The following is a 19,755-nucleotide window of genomic DNA, read 5'->3' on the forward strand; positions in this document are numbered from 1 at the left end:
TACCTATTTAAATTTTTTATAGAGCAAAAAAAGCGACTGAGGAGCCGCTTTATTATTGGAAGGGTTATATGAGATTAGCGATCATCGCTTCAAGTTTATCCTGATCAAGGGCAAAGTTGCGGATCCCGTCAGCGAGTTTTTCAACGGCCATCGGATCTTGATTGTGCTGCCACAAGAACTCTGCGTGAGTCATTTTTTTAGGACGATCTTTAAGTTCTACATTGGCGGTTAATTTTTCAGCAACGTCACCCTCGCTATCTTGCATTCTTGTAATAATTGCGGGCTGATTGTTAGGCGGTCACAACCTGCTAATTCGAGGATCTCACCGACATTTCGGAAGCTTGCACCCATCACAACGGTTTTATAGCCATGTTCTTTGTAGTAGTTGTAGATATTAGAAACAGAGATAACGCCAGGATCTTCTGATGGCGCAAAGTCGTGACCTTGTTTGGCTTTGTACCAGTCCATAATGCGACCAACGAAGGGAGAGATAAGGAAAACACCGGCTTCGGCACATGCACGTGCTTGAGCAAAGGAGAACAACAGTGTTAGGTTACAGTTAATGCCTTCTTTTTCGAGGATCTCGGCAGCAAGAATACCTTCCCACGTCGAGGCAAGCTTAATTAAAATACGGTCATTTTGGATGCCTGCATCGTTATACATTTTAACTAACTGACGTGCTTTGATTACGCTGTTTTCTGTGTCATAGGATAAACGTGCATCGACTTCGGTAGAGATGCGTCCAGGGACTATTTTAAGTATTTCTTTACCAATATTAACCGCGAGCATATCGCAGGTATCAGTTACCTGTTGTGCTTTATCGTTGCTTTTAGATTTTGCATAGGCAATAGAGGAGTCGATAAGATATTTATAATCTTCTAATTGTGCCGCTTTTAAAATTAAAGATGGATTGGTTGTTGCGTCTTCTGGCTGGTACTTCGCAATTGCTTCAACGTCACCGGTATCCGCGACGACGGTAGTCAATCTACGAAGTTGTTCTAATTTATTGCTCATTTTTATTCCACCTTAATTTTTTGCTTGTACGACAGCTAATAGAATTTACAACAACCATAATGACTCACGTTGATAATGAACAAATGATTGCGCGTGTAACATTTGTTATAATAGTATTGTTTTTTTCCGTAAAAAGTCAATGAAGAAAATTATTTTTGTGATCTGTCTCTTTTTTTGTTGGTTGTTGTGATAATAGTGTGGGGTTGCGTTCGGAGAAATGCATAGAAGTTAGGCTTAAGGTATGCTTTTGAGCAGCTAGTTGATTCACGCTCTCTGCTAGTGAGGGAGCGATCCCCCATCTCTTGCGGATATTGGAAGGTGCTGTATGGTTAGGGGTTAATCTTCCATATTCAAAAGGGTCATTGCACAGCTCACGCTGGTCGCTAATATATCGATACTACCGGTGCGTAGTGCTCCCGCGATGGCTAAAGCCTTGCGCTCTTCACTTGCGATAGCGATGACATTTGGGATGCGTCGTAAGTCCTCTGTCCCTAAGCCAATCACTCGATTTCGTAGACGTGTATTAGCACTCTGACCATCTCTTTTAAAGAAGTCGAAACCACCAATATCACCAATAATTCCTTCGTTGATACGGGCTTCTGCAAACTCCTGTTGGGTAAACCACCCTAGCTTTATCATGTGGCTATTTTCATTCATGTCACCCACACCAACCAAGGCATAATCGGCATTTTTTGCCTGTTGTAATGTTTCAGAGATAGTATTATGAGTAAGGAAAACAGAGCGAGTATTGGCGTCATCGACATAGCCTGGGGCATATAATGTTTCGCTGGTACCGCCAAATTTTTTCGCCAGTTGGCGACAGATATGGTCGGCATTAATACTATCGCCGCTACGATGAGTGCCACCAATCGCACAAACAAATCGTGCATTGCGTTGTGTTACAAGTCCTACGTGGTCTGCAACGGCGGCGACATTTTGCCCTTGGCCAACGGCGACGGTGCTATTGTCTTTGAGATTGTTCGCCAGAAAGTTAGAGACGAGTACGGCAACCTGTTTACGCTGTTCTTGGTTGCTTGTTTGATCTAGGGCGATGAGGACACGTTTTAGTTTATATTTATCCATTAGGCGTTGCTCGAGTTGCGCGCTATAGATGGGGTGATAACGGACATTAATTTCAACAATTCCCTCTTCACGGGCTTTACGTAGCAGCCGGCCAATTTTAATTCGAGAGATGGAAAATTTTTTGGATATTTCTTCCTGAGTTGCGCCTTCTTGATAATAAAGCACCGCTATTTCGGTTAACATTTCATGATCATCAAGAGTAGGTGTTGCTGAAGAGAGATTTACTTGAGACATATTGATTACTCATTAGTTAATTAAATGGCTGTTCAAATGATAATTACGTGTTCATATGTTTACATAATTTACTGAAGTTTGCCAATAAAATAGCTCTGTGCAGCGAGGCAGTAACTTGTTATTTATTCTAACATGCATTATTGCTGTTTATCTTGCCATGCTTTGGCTTTATTAATTAATGGAATGATACTTGAGCCTTGTACTAAAATTGAGAACAGTACAGCAGAGTAGGTCATTACTAATATTATTTCGCGTACATCTATATTTTTTTCTGGGATAACGATAATCCCACTTGGGATGACCATCGCCATGGCTAGCGCTAAGCCTCCCCGTAATCCTCCCCAGGTTAAAATAGCGACGGAATAAGGGTTGTATTGTCGGAAAAGTTGGAATCCTAAATAGGGCAACATAATACTTAAGTAACGTGCACTTAATGTAAGTGGAATTGCAATCAGCATTAATATCCAATCTTCTTGATGAAAGGAGTATTCAAGCATACTAAGGCCAATGAGTAGAAAAAGAATGCCATTTAAAAATTCATCAACAAGCTCCCAGAAATGATCTAACAGTTGTCTACTCTCTTTAGAAAAGCCGGTGATGCGTGTCCAGTTACCAATGATGATGCCTGCAACAACCATGGCTAATGGCCCAGATACCCCGATCATCCGGCAAAAACATAGCCAGCTGTAGGTATACCGATAGTTAATAGTAACTCCATGGAGTGATCATTTGTTGCGCTGATTAAATAGTGGAACAATAAACCTAGGGCACAGCCATAGATAATGCCGCCGATTGCTTCATGTAAGAATAATTCTCCCACACTGAGGAAAGTTGGTTCTGTACCTGAAAAGGCAATGCTATAGAGGGTGACGAAAATGACTAAGCCAAATCCATCATTAAATAATGATTCACCTTCAATTTGAGTTGAAATACGTTTCGGTGCCTTTAATTTTTTGACAATCGCTAATACAGCAATGGGGTCGGTTGGAGATATTAATGCGCCAAATAGTAGGCAATAGATGAGAGCAAATTGTAAACCAAGCAGATATTGGCAGATATAATAAAGCGCATATCCGATAAAGAAGGTTGAAAATAACGTAGCACCTAAAGCCAGTACCGAAATTTCCCATTTTTGATCCTTAAGGCTGCTGAGATTAATCCCTAATCCTCCAGCAAATAATAAAAACCCCAAAATACCGTCTAATAGAAAACTATTGAAATCAATTTTTAATAATTGCTCAGATGCAATGACTTTCAGGGAGGTAAAACCGTTATTGCCAGCAATGATGATCACAAGAGATAAAATCAATGCGCCAGCTGTAATCGCAATGGTATTTTGCAATTTGCCTATTTTGCTGTTTATAAAGGTAATTATCATTGCCGTCGCAGCAAGAAAGCAGATCGTTGCATAGCTTGTCATGTTAAATCTCATCGATGATATTGTGCATGGAATATAAAACGAAATGTTGTTTAATACTATAAATTTGATGATTTTGCTGAGGGGGCTATGACCAGAGTAACAATCTTAAGCTTGCGGGCGCATTTATTTAAATATTTTTTCAAGGAAAACACAAAAAAATTTGAGTAGGCATGATTTTTTTACGTCTTTGATATAAGATGTTTGCCAAGGGATTTATTGGATAAATTGATCTGTGTTTGACCTACACTATTATCAACGAGATTAATTTAAGATTCTTTAAGAAATCATACTCGTAAACTGGCAATGCTAGGCATTACTGAAGTGAACATTGTAATTGAATTTCTTGATGGTATCTGTGATTGGTAGCACCTTCTGGTGATCTACTTTAATTATTTAGTAGTTATAAAGGATATTAAAGAAATGAAAATGAAATTCATTGCTATTGCTGTTGCTAGCGCCATTCCAGCCTATTCTGCTTCAGCGGCAACCGTGTTTGAAAATGACGATACTACCTTAAACATTGGTGGACGAATCGAAGTCAGAGGAAATATTTCTGACGCGAATAAAGATGACGAGAATAAAGACAATGGTGGTAACTCTAATTCTTTTGATGATAAGTCTCGTGCACGATTATCGGTAGATGGTAAAAAAACAATTTCTAATGATGTGGCTTTTGTTGGTAAATATGAATTTGAACTGACGGAAAAAGATGACAACTCTAAAGACGATACCGAAATCAATACGCGTCATTTATATACTGGTGTAGAGTCGAGCCTAGGTAATCTTTACTATGGCCATCAAAACAATGCTCTAACATATCTAACCGATTGGACCGATATGGCAGAAGTGTATAGTGGTTATGTTAATGAATATACCGTTGCTAGTGCTGACCGAGCAAAGAATGTATTGCGTTACACCATCGCCACAGATTCAGGTCTGACTTTCCAAGTAAGTGGTAATTTTAATTCGGAATCTGAATACGATGCTAATCGTAGTGATGGTTATAGTACGGTACTAGCTTATAGTCTTCCAATGGGTGTTGAGCTAGGTATCGGTTATGCGTCTAGCGATGAAACTTACGGTAATGGTACTGATAAAGATACTTCAGATGCTTATATCTTAGCTGCTAGATATACGAATGAGAATGGGATATCGGCTGCTACAATGTATCAAGCTGGTAGTATTTCAAAATTAGGTATTAAAGATTCAGACTATAATGCCGTTGAGACATATCTAGGATATTCATTCGGTGACAACGCAATAAATTTAACTTATAACTACTTTTCTGCCGATGATATTGATGAGCTAGATATTCAATTTGTAGCCGCTGAATATGCGCGCTATTTCGGTAATGTTGCTTTGTATGGCAGTTACAAATATAACTTACTGGACAATGGTGATGGTGGTTATGGTGACAATGATAAAGACGAGCTTATGCTAGGTATGCGTTACGCATTCTAATTGTTGCTCATCGCTTAATTCGATGATAATCCCTCATCAACTCAGCGTTGATGAGGGGTGTTTAATAAGCACTAAATATTGCTATTATTTATTAATATCAACAATGACACGACCACGGACTTTACCTGAAATCAGGTCTCCTGCTACTTCAATCGCTTCACTCAAACTAATTTCATTAGAAATATCATCAAAGACTGTTGGCTCTAAAATATCAGCCAGACGTTGCCATGCTTCTAAGCGGTCTGCGGTTGGGCGCATGACACTATCAATACCTGCAAGAGTTACACCACGTAAAATAAAGGGAGCAACGCTTGAGGGGAAATCCATACCCTGTGCTAAACCACAAGCTGTAACTGTGCCACCATACTGCGTACTCGCGCAAACATTCGCTAAGGTATGACTACCAACCGTATCTACAGCACCAGCCCAACGTTCTCTCGCTAATGGACGACCTGGCTCTGATAATGTTGCGCGATCAATGATTTCAGCTGCACCCAATTTTGTTAGGTATGCGGCTTGATCAACACGACCCGTTGATGCAACCACTTTATAGCCCAATTTTGCTAAGATCGCGATGGCGAAACTACCAACGCCACCGTTAGCACCAGTCACTAAGATTTCCCCTTTATCCGGTGTCACGCCATTTTTTTCTAGAGCGATCACACACAGCATTGCCGTATAGCCTGCCGTGCCAATGGACATGGCTTGGCGAGGAGAGAAGGCTTTAGGTAGAGGGATTAACCATTCGCTTTTTAAACGTGCTTTTTCGGCCAAGCCACCACAGTGTGTTTCACCGACCCCATAACCATTAAGTAACACGCTGTCACCCACTTTAAATTTATCGCTATCACTTTGTTCAACAGTACCGACCAGATCAATGCCAGGGATCATTGGGAAGGTACGTACTACAGGACCCTTTCCTGTGATTGCTAATGCATCTTTGTAATTGAGCGTGCTATATGAAACCTTAACGGTAACATCACCAGCTGGCAGTACACTATCATCAATCTCTTTAACGGTAGCTCGGTAACCTTGCTCATCTTTTTCGATTAAAATACCTTGAAACATGTTTTTTCCTTATTTAGACCAGTCGTCTATTAATGGTTGAAAAAAATAATGGGGTAAAAATTATTTGGGTAAACCTGCGATAAAATTATTAAAATAAATATCTAGCGGCTTACTGTTTTCTACTAATCTTGCTCTGCTGACTGCGCCTTCCCAGCCAATCCAGAAATATTCCGCTAATTGGTCGCAATCTGCGTTGGTTGAAATATCGCCACACTTTTTGGCTTCTTTTAAACAGGTTGCCACACGCTGTTGCCAAGAGATAAATATATTAATTAAGATCGGCCTAAAGCTTTCTGGCAGTAAATCAACCTCTTGCCCTAGATTGCCGACTAAACATCCTCGCTTAAATTGATAACGACTCATGCCAATTTTAGCGCCTTCAACATAGTTATTAATGCGTGTTAATGGCGGGTAGGATTCATCTAATAAGCATGCATCTAGCTTCTTGATAAAATAGCTAGCATAGCTTTCTAGTACCGCTAAGCCAAATGCCTCTTTGCTGCTAAAATAGTGGTAAAAAGAGCCCTTTGGAACACCAACCTTTTTAAGGATAGCTTCAATTCCCGAGGAGGCAAAGCCACTTTCGGTTAATTGTTGCAGACCACTGCGAATTAATTCACTCTTGGTGTCGAGATTATCACGGGAAACTCTAGGGGGTCTTCCACGTCTTGTTTTAGTTGTTGATAAATTCATTTGTTAATAATAGACCGATCGTCTATTAAATTGCAAATGTTTTCTAAAAATAGTTTAGAGATAGGTAAGTTGCCCCTTAAAAATAGTGTTATATGCCGATGCTACTTCAAGATGCAAAGTCAGTAAGAAAAGAGTATCGAAATTGGGGGCATAAAATTGAAGTATAGTTTTTCTACATATAGAGTTTACTTTAATACAGGTTGGTGATCTTCTCTTTGCCCTAGCGGACGCTAAATCGAAAACTAGTCCTGTGTTGTAACAGTCGAAAAGCGAATAACAATTACCGCTTGTTTTTTCTTGAAGTATAGGGGTGGACAGCTTTAATTTTGTTTGTTAGGTTAGGTTTTTTAAATTATTAGTGAAATGATTGTTATGAAAAGTATCTACAGATTGGTTTTTATCGCTAGTTTAAGCCTTGTTGGTTGCCAACAAAAAGAGAGCGACACTCAAGCGATTGCGTCACATAATGCGGCCGCCGAAATTCCCGATACACATTCAGCACGAACCTCGCTAGATTGGAACGGGATATACAAAGGAAATGTACCCTGTGATGACTGTGAGGGTATCGAGTTATTTGTGGAGTTAAAGCAGGACGGTACTTATATGTTGAGTAAAAGCTATCTCGGAAAAATGAGTGCCGCTGTTATGCAAGAAGGCCCCATTGTTTGGGATGGTAATATTATTGCCGTTGACGATTTACTCTTTCTTGTCGGAGAAAACCAATTATTTCTAGTTGATCAGCAAGGTACACGTATTGTTGATCAAGCTGGTTCCGCTTACTCTTTACATAAAGAGATTGAGTGACTTCTATGATAATGCCGGCTAGTTCGGCATTGTTCATGATATTTTATAGCTTTACATTTTCTGCTCACTTTCTAGTAGCGGTAGTAATATTTCAAAAACATTCCCATCTGTTGCATTGTAAGGCTGTAATTTGAAACTCCCTTGATGGCGTTTAACGATATCATCGGCAATTGACATACCTAAACCGGCTCCATCACCTTTACCGCTATCGCCCCTAAAGAATTTTTCAAATATCTTATCACGTATTACATCTGCTATTTGTTTACCGTTATCCATGATCAATATCTGTAAGCTTTTGCCATTTGCGATTGTGGCATCCGTGTGCATTTTTATTGTGATATCGCTTTTATCACCCGAATAGCGAATGGCATTGTCGATTAAATTGGTAAAAAGGATGGATAACAAAGTCGCGTTTCCATAGACAGTACAATGTTCAATCGGGAGTAAGGAGATATTTTGTTGGCGCTTAAGCGCAACAGGTGCTAAGTGGGCGATAACATCACGCAAAATGCTAGTTACATTAATTGGCGTACTTTGTAGATTTTGTTGAGACTCTATACGAGAGTACATGAGTAGCTGCTGAATGAGTCGATCTGTGCGGTTAATACCGCTAATAATATTGTTTAAATCGCTGCGTTGTTCACTGATATTATTACTATTAAGCGCATTTTCTGCATTTAAGCGCAAGATAGCGAGTGGGGTTTTTAATTCATGGGCGGCAGTACGAGTGAAGCGCTTTTCGCGTTTCCATGCTTTACTTAATTGCTCTAGTAAATAATTAAGTTGCTCCACTAAAGGGGTGAGTTCAACGCTGGAGTGCTGCATCATGATTGGCTCTAAATTATTGATATTCCTTAGGCTAACGGCTTCTTGTAATTGTGTTATTGGTTGTAAAAATTTATTCACTAGCAGTAATGTTGTCAGGGATAAAATAACAATCAATAACAGTTGCGGTAAGCTTGTCGATAGGGCTATTTCCATGATTGCTTCATTGCGTATAGACTGTTTCTCAGCAACTAACATATAAAGTTGGTGCTTATCATTGGGGATTTTTAGTAGAAAAGATCGCCATATTTGCTCGTGAAAGGTGAAATGATTAAATCCCATATTATCAAGGTCTGTTAATGCTTCATCAGGGGCTGTTGGGGATTTAAAAACAACCTTGTTATCTTGATAAAACTGAAAAATGAGGTTTTCTTCGTATATGTGTCCAAAATTTGTTTTTGGTGCTTTATGGTCTACCACATTTTGAATCCCTTTAAACCAATAGGCATATAGGTTTTCACCTTGTTCTGCAGGCATTGCTAGTATGTTGGGGATGGCTAATGCGAGCACTTTTGCTGATTCACCAAGGCGCGCATCATAGACTTCTGTTACTTCATCTTTGCTTTGTTGGACGATGAATGCCCATGAAATTAAAACCAAGAGGGTCGTTATGCTTATGCTACTAACGATTAAGCGTTTTTTTATCGAGATTAATTGACTGTTATTATTTTTCAATGAAATACCCAACGCCTCTAATATTTTTAATGATGCTATTATCTATTTTTTTGCGTAAATTATGAATATGTACTTCGATAGCATTGTCACTGGCTAGTTCATCCCAGCCGTGTAATGCTTGTTGTAGGTGTTCTTTGCTTAATACTCGCCCTGCCTTGGTGACAAGGGTGGCGAGTAGTTTAAATTCATTATTAGTCAGCTTTATCTCTTTACCGAGATAGTTCACGCGGTTGTTGGCCAGTGAAATGGTTAATCCCGCTATTTCAATGGTCGATTCCGTATTACCTGATATGCGCCGAATCAACATCCGTAAGCGGGCTAGTAACTCTTCCAGTGCAAAGGGTTTGGTTAGGTAATCATCTGCGCCACCATCTAGTCCTTTTACACGATCATCTATCTCATCCCTTGCTGTTAAAATCAATACTGGTAATGTATGACCCGCCTTACGGATTTTGTGTAATAGATCTAAGCCATCGCAATCGGGTAGGGTTAAATCGAGAATGATAGCCATGACATTTTCTGTGTTAAGGATAGCTTCAACACCATTACCTAATTGTAACCAATCGACGGTATACCCATGTCGACTTAGTGAGGTGACCATAGACTCACCAAGTAGATGGTCATCTTCAACTAAGAGAAGTCGCATTAATTTAGCTCCTTAAGTTTGTTGTTAATTTCTTGCATACGGCCTTTGTCTGCGATTGCTCGATTAGGTCGAGGCTCTGCTTGTTGTGCTTGTTTAAAGTATTTGATTGCTTCTGCTTTTCTACCATCTTCCTTTAAAAAATCAGCATAAAAATAGTTTGGATCAATACCCAGTGGATTAATTATTAATGCTTTTTTAAGCATTTTTTCTGCTTTCTCATCATCGCCAAAGCCAATCGGCCAACCCGGTACTTGATAGTATAGCGAACCTAAACTGGTATAGGCGGAGCCATGCAGTACATAGGGATCGCTTTCTATCACTTCTTCTAAAAGTTGCTTGGCTTTTTTGACTAAGGATAATGCACCTAAGCCGCCCTTAACACCAGCGAGTGAACTATTGTTGATGGCTAACCAGACTTTTAGTTCGTTACTGTTAGGCGCTGCTTTCAACGCCTCTTCATTGGCCATTATATTCTTTTCTAGGCAGCTAGTTTTGAGATCTTCGCCGCTTATTTGATATTGGCAATTTGCCCATTCTTGTTGAATGTTAAGCAGTATCTCTTCTGCTGTTTGCGCATGGCTTATATTACTTGCCAATATGAGGGTTAAGCCAAGCAATGCATTCATTCTCTTTACTGTTTTCATTATTATCACTCCCGTTGTTAATGTGCCTTAGCAAGGCTTTCACTAATAATCTTTTTTTGTTTGTAAATAGATGCGGAAACTAAGTTTGGAAAGAGTTGATTGATGCGTACAAATAATTTTTCTGGCCAACCAATCCAAGCTACTTTTGTTTCGTTTTGCAGTGTTTGTAATACCTCTAGGGCAACTCGTTCAGGGGTATCGACGCTATTGCCTAATGCCTGATTGAGATCCCTGACGCGTTGATCATTTAACGCCGTGTTGGTGGCGCGAGGGGCAATAAATAGCATCTGTTGACCACTCCCCTGTAATTCGCGTTGCATTGCTTCTGTGAAACGGTGGAGTGCTGCTTTGGTTGCGCAGTAAGTAGCGTAACCGGGATAACCGATAGCGGCGAAGGTCGAACCGATATTTACGATGATACCGTTATCAGGCAACCAAGTAAGTGCATACTTACTTAGTGATATTGGTGCACTGATATTGATGGCTATCTCTTGCTCGATTGATTCGATGGTACGTTGAGCAAGGTAATCGAAGGTATTACAGCCAGCATTATTAATCACAATATCGATATGAATTCCCTCATCAATATATGAGAGGCATTCCTTGTTAACGGTTTTTAGACCTTCGCTACAGCTAATATCGGCTTCAATTGATAGATAGTTACTTGTTGCTGGTAACTGCTCGATTAATTGATCTAGCTTGTTTTGTTGGCGCCCGACTAAAATGAGGTGACAGCCAGCCGAGACCAAACTAAGGCAAAGCGCATGACCAATGCCACCCGTTGCCCCCGTTATTAAGACGCGTTTATCCTTAAGCTTCATGACAAACCTCAACAACTGTTATTGTCTCGCTACTGGTTGGAAGGGCTGCGAGCATCTGACTGTAAAGTTTGAATACCATGTTAGCGCCATCAATAATCGCTTGTTGATCCGCTTTGTCGCTAATTTTATTGACTAAGGAAGCGAAGAGTTTGATGTGTTCTTGGTCTAAGGTGCTGTGTGATGTGAGATAGCTCATCGCTGCATCGGGGAGATTAAGTTTTTGTTGTACTAATTCAGCAATTTTTCCTCCAACATTGACGCTGGTGCCTTCTAATACCCAGACCATACCTAAAAATGCGAGAGGATTTTTACGGTCAATCTGATGGTAAAGGTATGCCACCATTAACTCAATACCACTCCCTACTTTGCCCGTTCCTTGATTATTTCGCACCAGTTTGGCATCGAAACCGCAGGCGTTGATATCATTTAAAATCCACTCATGATGGCCTTTTTCCTCTTCAATATATTGTGCCAAGGCGCTACGCAACCACTCGTAGTTTTCACTTAAACGAGAGCCACATGCCATTAATAGTGGCACGGTATGTTTTACATGGTGGTAAGCCTGCGTTAAAAAGGCATAGTAGCTTTGCAAGGATATTTCACCACGCTGACAGGCTGCAAAAATCGGCTGTTGGTACATTTTTTGTTGTTCTATTGCCGTGGCTTCTTGTAATTGAGTGAAGAAGTCACTTGTTGGTTGCATATTGTTTTGCATGGCTTTTTCCTTAATTGATATAAGTTTTACCGAGTTTGGTCGCGCGATGGAATGGTCTATCATCGGCGTAAACAGGTTGCTGAAGTTGTTGCGCATAGGGCGACCATTGGCGGTCAATAGTTGTGGATATTGCGTAAACGGTGCGCTCATCACCAAGGTCGCTATTTGTGCATAATCAGGTAGTGAGTTGTTGAGCTTTTTAATTGCCGCTATCGTGCTTTGTTGCTCGCTATGTTGTGCTGCAACAATCGCAGTTAAGCTCTCCTGTGCATCACCGATGATGACAATTTGTTGTAATTCAGAGTGATTATGTGCCTCTGACTCAATCCACTCTGGTGAAATGTTGCGTCCGTAACTGGTGATTAATAAATTACTTTTTCTTCCCGTAATATGTAAATAGTTGTCTTTGTCGAGGTAGCCGATATCGCCTGTGTGAATGCTATTTTTCGTTGCTTGTTCTCCTAGATAGCCCAACATAGTCGCTTCGCTCACGATTATTTCACCATCAGCGGCAACGCTGACATTGCAATGCGCTAGCGGTTGACCACAACTTCCTAGCTTATTATGGGCATGTGAGTTTAAGCTGACCACCGAACCACATTCGGATAATCCATAACCTTCATAGGCAGGAATTCCCAACGCCAATGCTTTTTGCATTATCGCTTCTGATACATGTGCGCCGCCGACGGCTACAAATTTGAGTGTGCTAATAAGTTGTGGTTGCTGCATAGCAATTTGAATCAATACCTGCAATAAAGCAGGCGTTAAGACTAAGCTATGCGGTTTTTCACGTTGCAGTATTTGACAAAAAACGGTTACATCAAATTTGCTAGAGCCTTGCAATCCTACTTTTTCTCCACTGTAGATGACGCTACAGACACCCATCTGTAAAGGCACGTAAATACCGGTAATATTTTCAAGTAGGGTTGATAGAGGTAAGAGAACTAGATGAGACAAGGGTTTATCGTCATTATTGATAGTAGAAATTAATGACTGAGTTACTTTTTGTAGGTGTGATTGGCTCAAACAGACGCCTTTAGGGGAGCCCGTCGATCCAGAGGTAAAGGTGATTTTATTGGTTTCTGCAAATAATGGGGCGAAGCTACCTTGCTTCGTTACCTTGTAACCATTGAGATAGGAGAAATTGATGGCTTTCTCACCAGCAATGTGTGGCCAATCGCCAATCAGTGTATCTATATTTGCTGAATTTAAAATATGGTCAACTTGTTGTTCACTGAAAAACATCGGGATAGGAATAACGGTGATATTCGCTAACAATGCCGCTAAATCGATGATAGCCCAATCGATGCTATTCTCTGCGCGTAACGCAATACATTGACAATCATTACTGATTAATTTCTGCTCTGTTAGTTTTATCTCTTGCCACAGTTGTGAGTAAGTTAATTGCACTGTTTCGAGGCTGCGTGTGGAACTGCCGCGTAACGCAATGTTATTGGGCGTGTTGTGTGCAAAAAAGGCGATGTTTTTTAACAGGATATTCATGATGTTTTTACTCGTGATTGACGTTGGCAAAGCTGCTCGTAGCGAGCAATTAGTTGAGTCAAACCTACTTTTAAATTACCGGCTGATACACGTGGATGTGTATGGTAATAAGTTCCCCAAGTCGTTTCTGTATTAGCTATTTTTGTTTGGTCGGCCATCGATAGCACGGTGGGGGTTAACCCTAAGTGCACCATCATCGCGTATAGGGGATCTGTCGCGGTAAAAATGCACCACTCGAAACCTTGCTCGGTAAGATGCTTAGCCATTAACAGGAAGTGCAGGGGAGATATACCTTTAGAGAAGCTCGCCAATTGACCAAATTCAATGAGATTTGAACGTGCTATCACTTGTGCAAATTGTTTCGCCATAATTTGCTCGGCGGGTTGTGCTAAGTATTGTTCAAGAAATAGCGGCTCATCGCTCGCAATACGGTAGCCGCAAACTGAAAGCAATTCTCCATTTTCCGAGTAGATTGCTAAAAATGTCGGCATAAATTCAGTGATCTTTGCCGTAAATGCAAGTTCGTAGCGACAGGCGACATAGCGCTCAACCTCCTGACGTAAGGGGTGAGAGCGATCGATCACTTTTAATGTAACGGGCTGTGTGAGTTTCATTTTCTTACCCTCTTTTGGATATCTAAATTAACTTTAGAGGGCAAGACTTAAGATAAACTTAAGATAAGTAAAAAATAATGATTATTTTAAAGCGATTAGCTGCGGCGCCCAGGGTGAGTTGTAAGTGGAAGTCTTAGAAGCTATTTTTGCCATTGCTTTTATAGGGAGATAAAAATAATTTGCCATCTTCAAGTGCGCCAATGTCATAAAATTGCGGCAAATTGAAGTTAATCTGTTCATCTAAATCATTACTAGGATTATTGGATGCATAGAAGCGATTTACATTTTGCACTAAATCATCTTTGCTGCCAGAAAAATGATGGAAGGTCTCTATCTCATTATCTGCATTGGCAATATAGACATTGAATCCACCATGATAATTTTCGAAGAAAAATTGGATAAGCCCATCACTAATATGAGATTCGATAATTTCAGCAGTCTCAGTAAAGTGGGTGTTTTTTAGGTTAATGGCGCTGGTGGATAATTTTTTATTGGATATGTGGCTATAAATATCCACGGTGCTTTCTAGGTGTTGTAGCGTGACCCCTGTGCGCTCGAAGTAAAATGCAAATTTTCGTCCGCCGGTCCATAATGTTTGTACTGAACGTTGTGCTATTGAGTCTAAACGTAATTGTATATATTCATTGAGTTTTTTATAAAATGCTTGGCTAATTTGTTGAGTAAAATAACGACTATAACAAAAAATATCGATTTGCTCAGGGGGGCGAGCCTCTTGATGCATCTTACCTAAAATAGTCGTCAGAGCATCTACGACAGCGAATTCATTGTCAAAGTGCAGGCTACGCACTTCATTCCAAGAGTTGCGATAAATAAGATCAATGCTGCCGATCAAGCACTCTTTATGTTCTCCACATGAAAATACATCGTCAATTTGATTCAGTACGCTCTCTTGGGTATCTTGCCAGTGCCGAGTTGGATCTTTTTCGACATTTAAAAAGATAGTAAGGTGTTTTATTTCACAAGGTCGGCTGAGGGCTTGATTACTTGCTTTGGGAACATAAATAGGGAAAATAGAATGCAGATCCTGAATAAACTGATTCAGTTTTTGCTCTACAAGATCGGAGCCTTGATTATATAGATGTAATCTGGTTTCTTCATCATATAAGCCATTCATATGGCACCAAGAGATTAATTTCGATATATATTTGGCGTGCATTAATTTGGGCGTTTGCATTAACGCATTATTTTCAATAGGGCAATTGTATAGGTACCAACCCGCCGGATTTGTTCTGTTTTCTGGAACTTGAATAAAACTAAGATCTGGTTCAAAAAGGTCGGGTGAAATATTGGGATTAATTAGATCCACTTTCCCTGGTAATGTTTCATGAGCTGCGTAGAGTTTGCGCGATAAAATACCCAGGTCTTCTGCGCTAATCGATTCTGATATATTGTTGTCTCTCGCAAAGCTTAGTAATTTCCGGTAACTCCCCATCAGTGTTTCTAATAAGACATCTTTTGCTTTACTAACCTCTGAGACCTTCCAGTTTTTACGATTGTCCAAATAGGCTATCTCTTGATCATTCCAGCCCCATTGCTTAACAAATTTGCTAACAATTGAGCGTCGCCAAGCATTGTTATCGTGTATCTCTTTCTTGGATAAGTTTTCTTCCGTTTTGAGGTAAAAACAGGCTCTTACGACTTCAAGCCGCTTGCTGTCATTAATACTCATTAAATAGGAAGTAACTTTATTGAGCATTAAGCAATAGGGATCTAGGTTTTCATCGTAATAAGTTTGTTCTTGGAAGGTTTTTTTGTAAGACATCGCAATCAGTTCAGTATTCGGATACTCCCAAGAATATGCTTCCATCAAAATTGTTTTTAGTACGGCTTTATAAGGATTATCGATGCCTTTATATAATTGCCAAAGTGTGGCACCAAAATACTCTTCTGCGGGAATGCGATGGAATCCGCCTAAGTCTAACCAGTCTTGTGGATTTAACTCGCCACTTTCATATAAGCTTTTTACATACTGATCGTAATTTTGCTCGTGTTCAAAGGGAATTTGTCGCCACAGTATTCTTTTTCCTGCTATATGTAATGCGGTACGGTAGAACTCATCAAGCAGCAACATATGCTGCGATGAACCACATGCATCGTAGGTCATATTGGCATCATTATCGACGCGAAATTTATTATCAGGTATTAAAAAAAAGTTTAACTCAACATTAAAGTTATTTGCCCAGTGGGTGATATTCCATGCTTTTTCATTTAATAATTTTATTCGTTCAGGTTCAAGCTGATGTGGATAGCAAATCCAAATATCGAAGTCACTTTCAGAGCTTTGTCCGACAGATGACGTACTACCCATCGCATATAAACCAATGAGGTCGTTAATATTAGAAGTTTTAACGGGTAATTCTACTTCTAGGAAATTCGCTAAAATATCCCTATGTTTATCTGTTATTTCATATAAGTGTATTCCAGTTGGAACATCTCCATCAATATAACCGGGTAATGTCGGATGATTAAAATGAAATAATAGTGGGAAAGTTTGAAAAACATTGATCTCTTCTTCATTCATTAATACTTGTGCTGATTGTATCCGTAAGCGATTAAATTGATCGGCTTTTTGACATAATCTTTTAATTTCGTGATTCAATAGGGAACCTTTTGCATACAGATAAATATAACAAACGGAAAAAGAGCATTGATTGTAGCACTGTTAGTGAGATGGGGAAACATGCACAAATTTATTTATATTCGTCATATCCCCCCACGTTGGTTGTTATAAGTAATGCAAATATTTTACTCTTCAGCTAATTGGTAGGGAAGGGGGGCGCAATATAAAGTTGAGCCTTCAATTTCTTGAACTTGATATATATCATCGTCGTTATAATCGTTTGGCAAAACCGCAAGTACTTCGATATGCCCATCTCCATATTGACATCCAGATATAATGGTGCCGATACGCTTCCAATTGTTATTGACTAATACTTGGACATTATCTCCGACTTCAGGTGCTTTGCTAGCACGACCAGTGAGGATAAATAGGGCGCGTTTGTTGATTCCACGATATTTTGCTCGAGCGATCGTCTCTTGCCCAATGTAGCAACCTTTACTAAAGCTTATGCCGTTAAGCGCTTGTAGATTAAGCATCTGCGGAATAAACAAGCCTGATGTTTTTTCTTCTATGAAAGCAACACCAGATGCAATATTCATGGCATTCCATAAACTATCATCAAAAACCGCGGCTTGTTCCTTAAGATCGCTAATTAGCTCTTCGGCCTGTTGATTTTTTAAAATAGCGAGGTAACGTAGCGATGGATAGGGCTGTTTAACTAAAATGCCATTTTCTGTGAGTCGGCTTTCATCGTGTGTTGCCGCAACACCTAATTGTTTGGCAATATATTCTGCAGATTTTCGTCCAGCCAGACCGATTGCTTGATATTCAGTTTCTTTGCTTATTTCAACTTTAGAAAATGTGCCATATTTTTGCAGTTCTGGTAGTTGTGTGGCTGTCACTGAGCTTGGTTGGGTAAGCAAAATGCGATCTTCTAATACAAGGATCCGAAGAATACTCCACACTTTTCCCTGTGGATTACATTGAGCAGCGAGTGTTTGTTGTCCCGGTTTTAGGTTAGCTATATCGCAAGTCAGTTGCCCTTGTAGAAAGGTCACGCGGTCTTCACCTGATACTCGGATTAAATCCCAATGTTCAAGTGGGCATAAAACTAAATCGGGTAGTTGGCTAATATTGTTCAGTTGACTAAGTGTTAGCATTTAGGGCCTCTTTCATACAGTTTCTATGCAGTTATATTCTATTACAATGGTATAGTTCACAAGCTCTTTTGTCAGTAGTTGCTGTTAATAAATTATTGTTGTTATGATGTGGATGTGGTTATTTTAATGGGGAAGTAAAAAAGATGACAGAAGTGGTTAATAAATCGCGCTTATTATGGGCGTGTCGGCGTGGGATGTTGGAGCTAGATGTGTTATTTATGCCATTTGTCACTGACACTTTTGATTGCTTATCTGATAACGATAAACTGACTCTACAGCGCTTACTTTCATGTGAGGATCCTGAGCTATTTGCTTGGTTTATGGGGCACAAAATCTGTCCCGACCTAGAATTATCTAAGATGATTAATGCCATATTACAACGCGATAAAATATAGCATCATCGTTGAACGTTCAATTTATGCCGCACTTGTTACCACTGGTGCATATTGTGTGTTAATTATATCGTTCTTGACTCTATTTGATTTCAATTGGTTCGCTTCCTCCCCCTTTTTCGTTTTGCTAGTTGCTATCGCCGTTTATGGAGGAAAAAAAAGCTACGAACAATGTTATCAGCTTAAATTCAGCGATGCGGGTGATGTTGAATTGTTATTGGCCAGTGGGGAAGTTATGCGTGCTAAGGTCACTGCGAGTTCTTTTTATAACAGCTTTTTTTTATCCTTGCATTTACAAAGTAAAGAGCCAATGGCTGGTGGACAGTGTGCAGCGCTGAAGAAAAAGGCGCGACGTGTTGTTATTTATAGGGATGCGGTTAGCACAAAGGAGTATCGCCAACTCGCCCGCTTACTTCACTTCGGGCGATAAAGGCTCATGTTAAGCGTTCTTTAGACAAAAAGAGCAAGGATAAATCTGTTAGTTAAATGCAATATTAAAAGCGTTTTGTAACAAGCTAACTTTATTGGGTTCTATTGGCATCTTTTTATTTACTAAAGATAAATCGAATTGATAAGTCCGAGTGCTAGGTTGAATTATTCTAATTTCCCCCGCGTTCAATTCTTGTTGGATATAACTTTGTGGCATGTAGCCTAAATATTGACCAGAAATTATCATCGTCTTACGCATATCAAATTGATAAGCCTTAGCATTAAGATTCAGTTTTTTTAACTGCTCGCGTCCATTTGCTTCAATGTCTATACCTGGGTGAATACTGGAAGCGGTCGCTAAATCTTCTGACGTAATGTGCGTGTCTACTTTATTAAAAAAAGGATGTTTTTTACCACAACAAAGGTAAATCGGTTCGCTTGTCAGTGGGGTATAACTCAACCCATCAACTTTTTGATAGTCAGGAAATATGCCTATATGAGCTTTATCTTTGAGTAATAATTTTTCAATATTAGAAATAGAGTCTCCATCTAAAGTAATATGGAGATTAGGGGCTTTCTCATGTACGATTTCAATTGTACGAGCCAATTTATGTTGTTTATTTTTGTCCAGTTGATCTGCGCATAAAATCACAATTTCACCACTTAACTCCTTGCCTAATGTACCAACTATTAATGAAAAATCATTCAAGGAATCAAATAAGTTGATAACTGCTCGATAGACTAGTTGTCCTTCTTGAGTCAATGAAAAACCACCACGTCCACGCATACAAAGTTTAAGTTTCATGCGCGTTTCAAGATTAGACATATGCACACTGATGGTTGAACGTGTAATACCAAGCGTTTTTTCAGCGGCAGAAAAGCCCCCGTGTTCTACAACAGACATAAAAATGCGTAATAAGCGTAAATCGTACTCAGTCACTGGCTTAGGAATAATAGAATGGAGATGCATAAT

16 protein-coding genes and 2 pseudogenes are annotated in these 19,755 nt (G+C 39.7%); 4 read left to right on the forward strand and 14 right to left on the reverse strand.

Annotated features, from left to right (window positions below; all coding sequences use genetic code 11):
• Positions 1–64 precede the first annotated feature (64 nt).
• The 3 genes and pseudogenes from tal to AB2N10_RS14700 all read right to left on the reverse strand — a co-directional run bounded on the left by tal (position 65) and on the right by AB2N10_RS14700 (position 3,751).
• Positions 65–1,014 (reverse strand): annotated as a pseudogene (gene tal, locus AB2N10_RS14690) (transaldolase).
• A 336-nt stretch (positions 1,015–1,350) separates the two neighbouring features.
• Positions 1,351–2,331, reverse strand: a complete 981-nt coding sequence (locus AB2N10_RS14695; RefSeq protein WP_354623118.1) for a sugar-binding transcriptional regulator — start codon at positions 2,329–2,331, stop codon at positions 1,351–1,353.
• 137 nt (positions 2,332–2,468) lie between these two features.
• A pseudogene (locus AB2N10_RS14700) lies at positions 2,469–3,751 on the reverse strand (cation:proton antiporter).
• 420 nt (positions 3,752–4,171) lie between these two features.
• Between AB2N10_RS14700 and AB2N10_RS14705 the strand changes: the two are divergent.
• Positions 4,172–5,212 (forward strand): porin, encoded by a 1,041-nt coding sequence (locus AB2N10_RS14705; RefSeq protein WP_354623119.1) that lies wholly within the window; start codon positions 4,172–4,174, stop codon positions 5,210–5,212.
• Between the two features lie 84 nt (positions 5,213–5,296).
• Here AB2N10_RS14705 and AB2N10_RS14710 read toward each other — a convergent pair whose 3' ends face one another.
• Together AB2N10_RS14710 and AB2N10_RS14715 are read right to left on the reverse strand one after the other, a co-directional pair.
• Positions 5,297–6,280, reverse strand: a complete 984-nt coding sequence (locus tag AB2N10_RS14710; RefSeq protein WP_354623120.1) for an MDR family oxidoreductase — start codon at positions 6,278–6,280, stop codon at positions 5,297–5,299.
• Between the two features lie 60 nt (positions 6,281–6,340).
• Complete coding sequence (locus tag AB2N10_RS14715) at positions 6,341–6,973, reverse strand: TetR/AcrR family transcriptional regulator (RefSeq protein WP_354623121.1); 633 nt, start codon at positions 6,971–6,973, stop codon at positions 6,341–6,343.
• Between the two features lie 372 nt (positions 6,974–7,345).
• Between AB2N10_RS14715 and AB2N10_RS14720 the strand changes: the two genes are divergently transcribed.
• Complete coding sequence (locus AB2N10_RS14720; RefSeq protein ID WP_354623122.1) at positions 7,346–7,777, forward strand: copper resistance protein NlpE N-terminal domain-containing protein; 432 nt, start codon at positions 7,346–7,348, stop codon at positions 7,775–7,777.
• Positions 7,778–7,828: 51 nt separating this feature from the next.
• On the opposite strand, the gene AB2N10_RS14725 is transcribed toward AB2N10_RS14720, so the two are convergent.
• The 8 genes from AB2N10_RS14725 to ygfZ form a co-directional block, all read right to left on the reverse strand.
• Positions 7,829–9,277, reverse strand: a complete 1,449-nt coding sequence (locus AB2N10_RS14725; protein ID WP_369434023.1) for a sensor histidine kinase — start codon at positions 9,275–9,277, stop codon at positions 7,829–7,831.
• The gene (locus tag AB2N10_RS14730; protein ID WP_354623124.1) at positions 9,267–9,923 is read right to left on the reverse strand and encodes a response regulator; all 657 of its coding nucleotides are present in this window, start codon (positions 9,921–9,923) and stop codon (positions 9,267–9,269) included. The genes AB2N10_RS14725 and AB2N10_RS14730 overlap by 11 nt, the downstream gene beginning before the upstream one ends.
• Positions 9,923–10,567 (reverse strand): hypothetical protein, encoded by a 645-nt coding sequence (locus AB2N10_RS14735; RefSeq protein WP_354623125.1) that lies wholly within the window; start codon positions 10,565–10,567, stop codon positions 9,923–9,925. The genes AB2N10_RS14730 and AB2N10_RS14735 overlap by 1 nt, the downstream gene beginning before the upstream one ends.
• A 17-nt stretch (positions 10,568–10,584) precedes the next feature.
• Entirely contained in the window at positions 10,585–11,388 is an 804-nt protein-coding gene (locus AB2N10_RS14740) for an SDR family oxidoreductase (RefSeq protein WP_354623126.1), read from the reverse strand.
• Positions 11,378–13,606 (reverse strand): AMP-binding protein, encoded by a 2,229-nt coding sequence (locus AB2N10_RS14745; protein ID WP_354623127.1) that lies wholly within the window; start codon positions 13,604–13,606, stop codon positions 11,378–11,380. The genes AB2N10_RS14740 and AB2N10_RS14745 overlap by 11 nt, the downstream gene beginning before the upstream one ends.
• A complete protein-coding gene (locus AB2N10_RS14750) occupies positions 13,603–14,220 on the reverse strand; it encodes a thermostable hemolysin (protein WP_369434024.1) in 618 nt (205 codons plus the stop codon). The genes AB2N10_RS14745 and AB2N10_RS14750 overlap by 4 nt, the downstream gene beginning before the upstream one ends.
• Before the next feature lie 133 nt (positions 14,221–14,353).
• Entirely contained in the window at positions 14,354–16,840 is a 2,487-nt protein-coding gene (locus AB2N10_RS14755) for a class I adenylate cyclase (RefSeq protein ID WP_369434025.1), read from the reverse strand.
• A gap of 146 nt (positions 16,841–16,986) precedes the next feature.
• Positions 16,987–17,961, reverse strand: coding sequence for a tRNA-modifying protein YgfZ (gene ygfZ, locus AB2N10_RS14760; protein WP_354623131.1), 975 nt, complete (start codon positions 17,959–17,961; stop codon positions 16,987–16,989).
• Between the two features lie 143 nt (positions 17,962–18,104).
• Between ygfZ and AB2N10_RS14765 the strand changes: the two genes are divergently transcribed.
• Positions 18,105–18,356, forward strand: coding sequence for a succinate dehydrogenase assembly factor 2 (locus AB2N10_RS14765; protein ID WP_354623132.1), 252 nt, complete (start codon positions 18,105–18,107; stop codon positions 18,354–18,356).
• Positions 18,328–18,783: a protein YgfX gene (locus AB2N10_RS14770; RefSeq protein WP_354623134.1), complete on the forward strand. Its 456-nt coding sequence runs from the start codon at positions 18,328–18,330 to the stop codon at positions 18,781–18,783. Before AB2N10_RS14765 ends, AB2N10_RS14770 begins: the two co-directional genes overlap by 29 nt.
• A 48-nt stretch (positions 18,784–18,831) precedes the next feature.
• Here AB2N10_RS14770 and AB2N10_RS14775 read toward each other — a convergent pair whose 3' ends face one another.
• Positions 18,832–19,752: a LysR family transcriptional regulator gene (locus tag AB2N10_RS14775; protein ID WP_354623135.1), complete on the reverse strand. Its 921-nt coding sequence runs from the start codon at positions 19,750–19,752 to the stop codon at positions 18,832–18,834.
• Between the last annotated feature and the right edge of the window lie 3 nt (positions 19,753–19,755).

It is taken from the genome of Psychromonas sp. MME1 (assembly GCF_041080865.1).
In the GTDB taxonomy this organism is placed as follows: Bacteria; Pseudomonadota; Gammaproteobacteria; order Enterobacterales; family Psychromonadaceae; genus Psychromonas.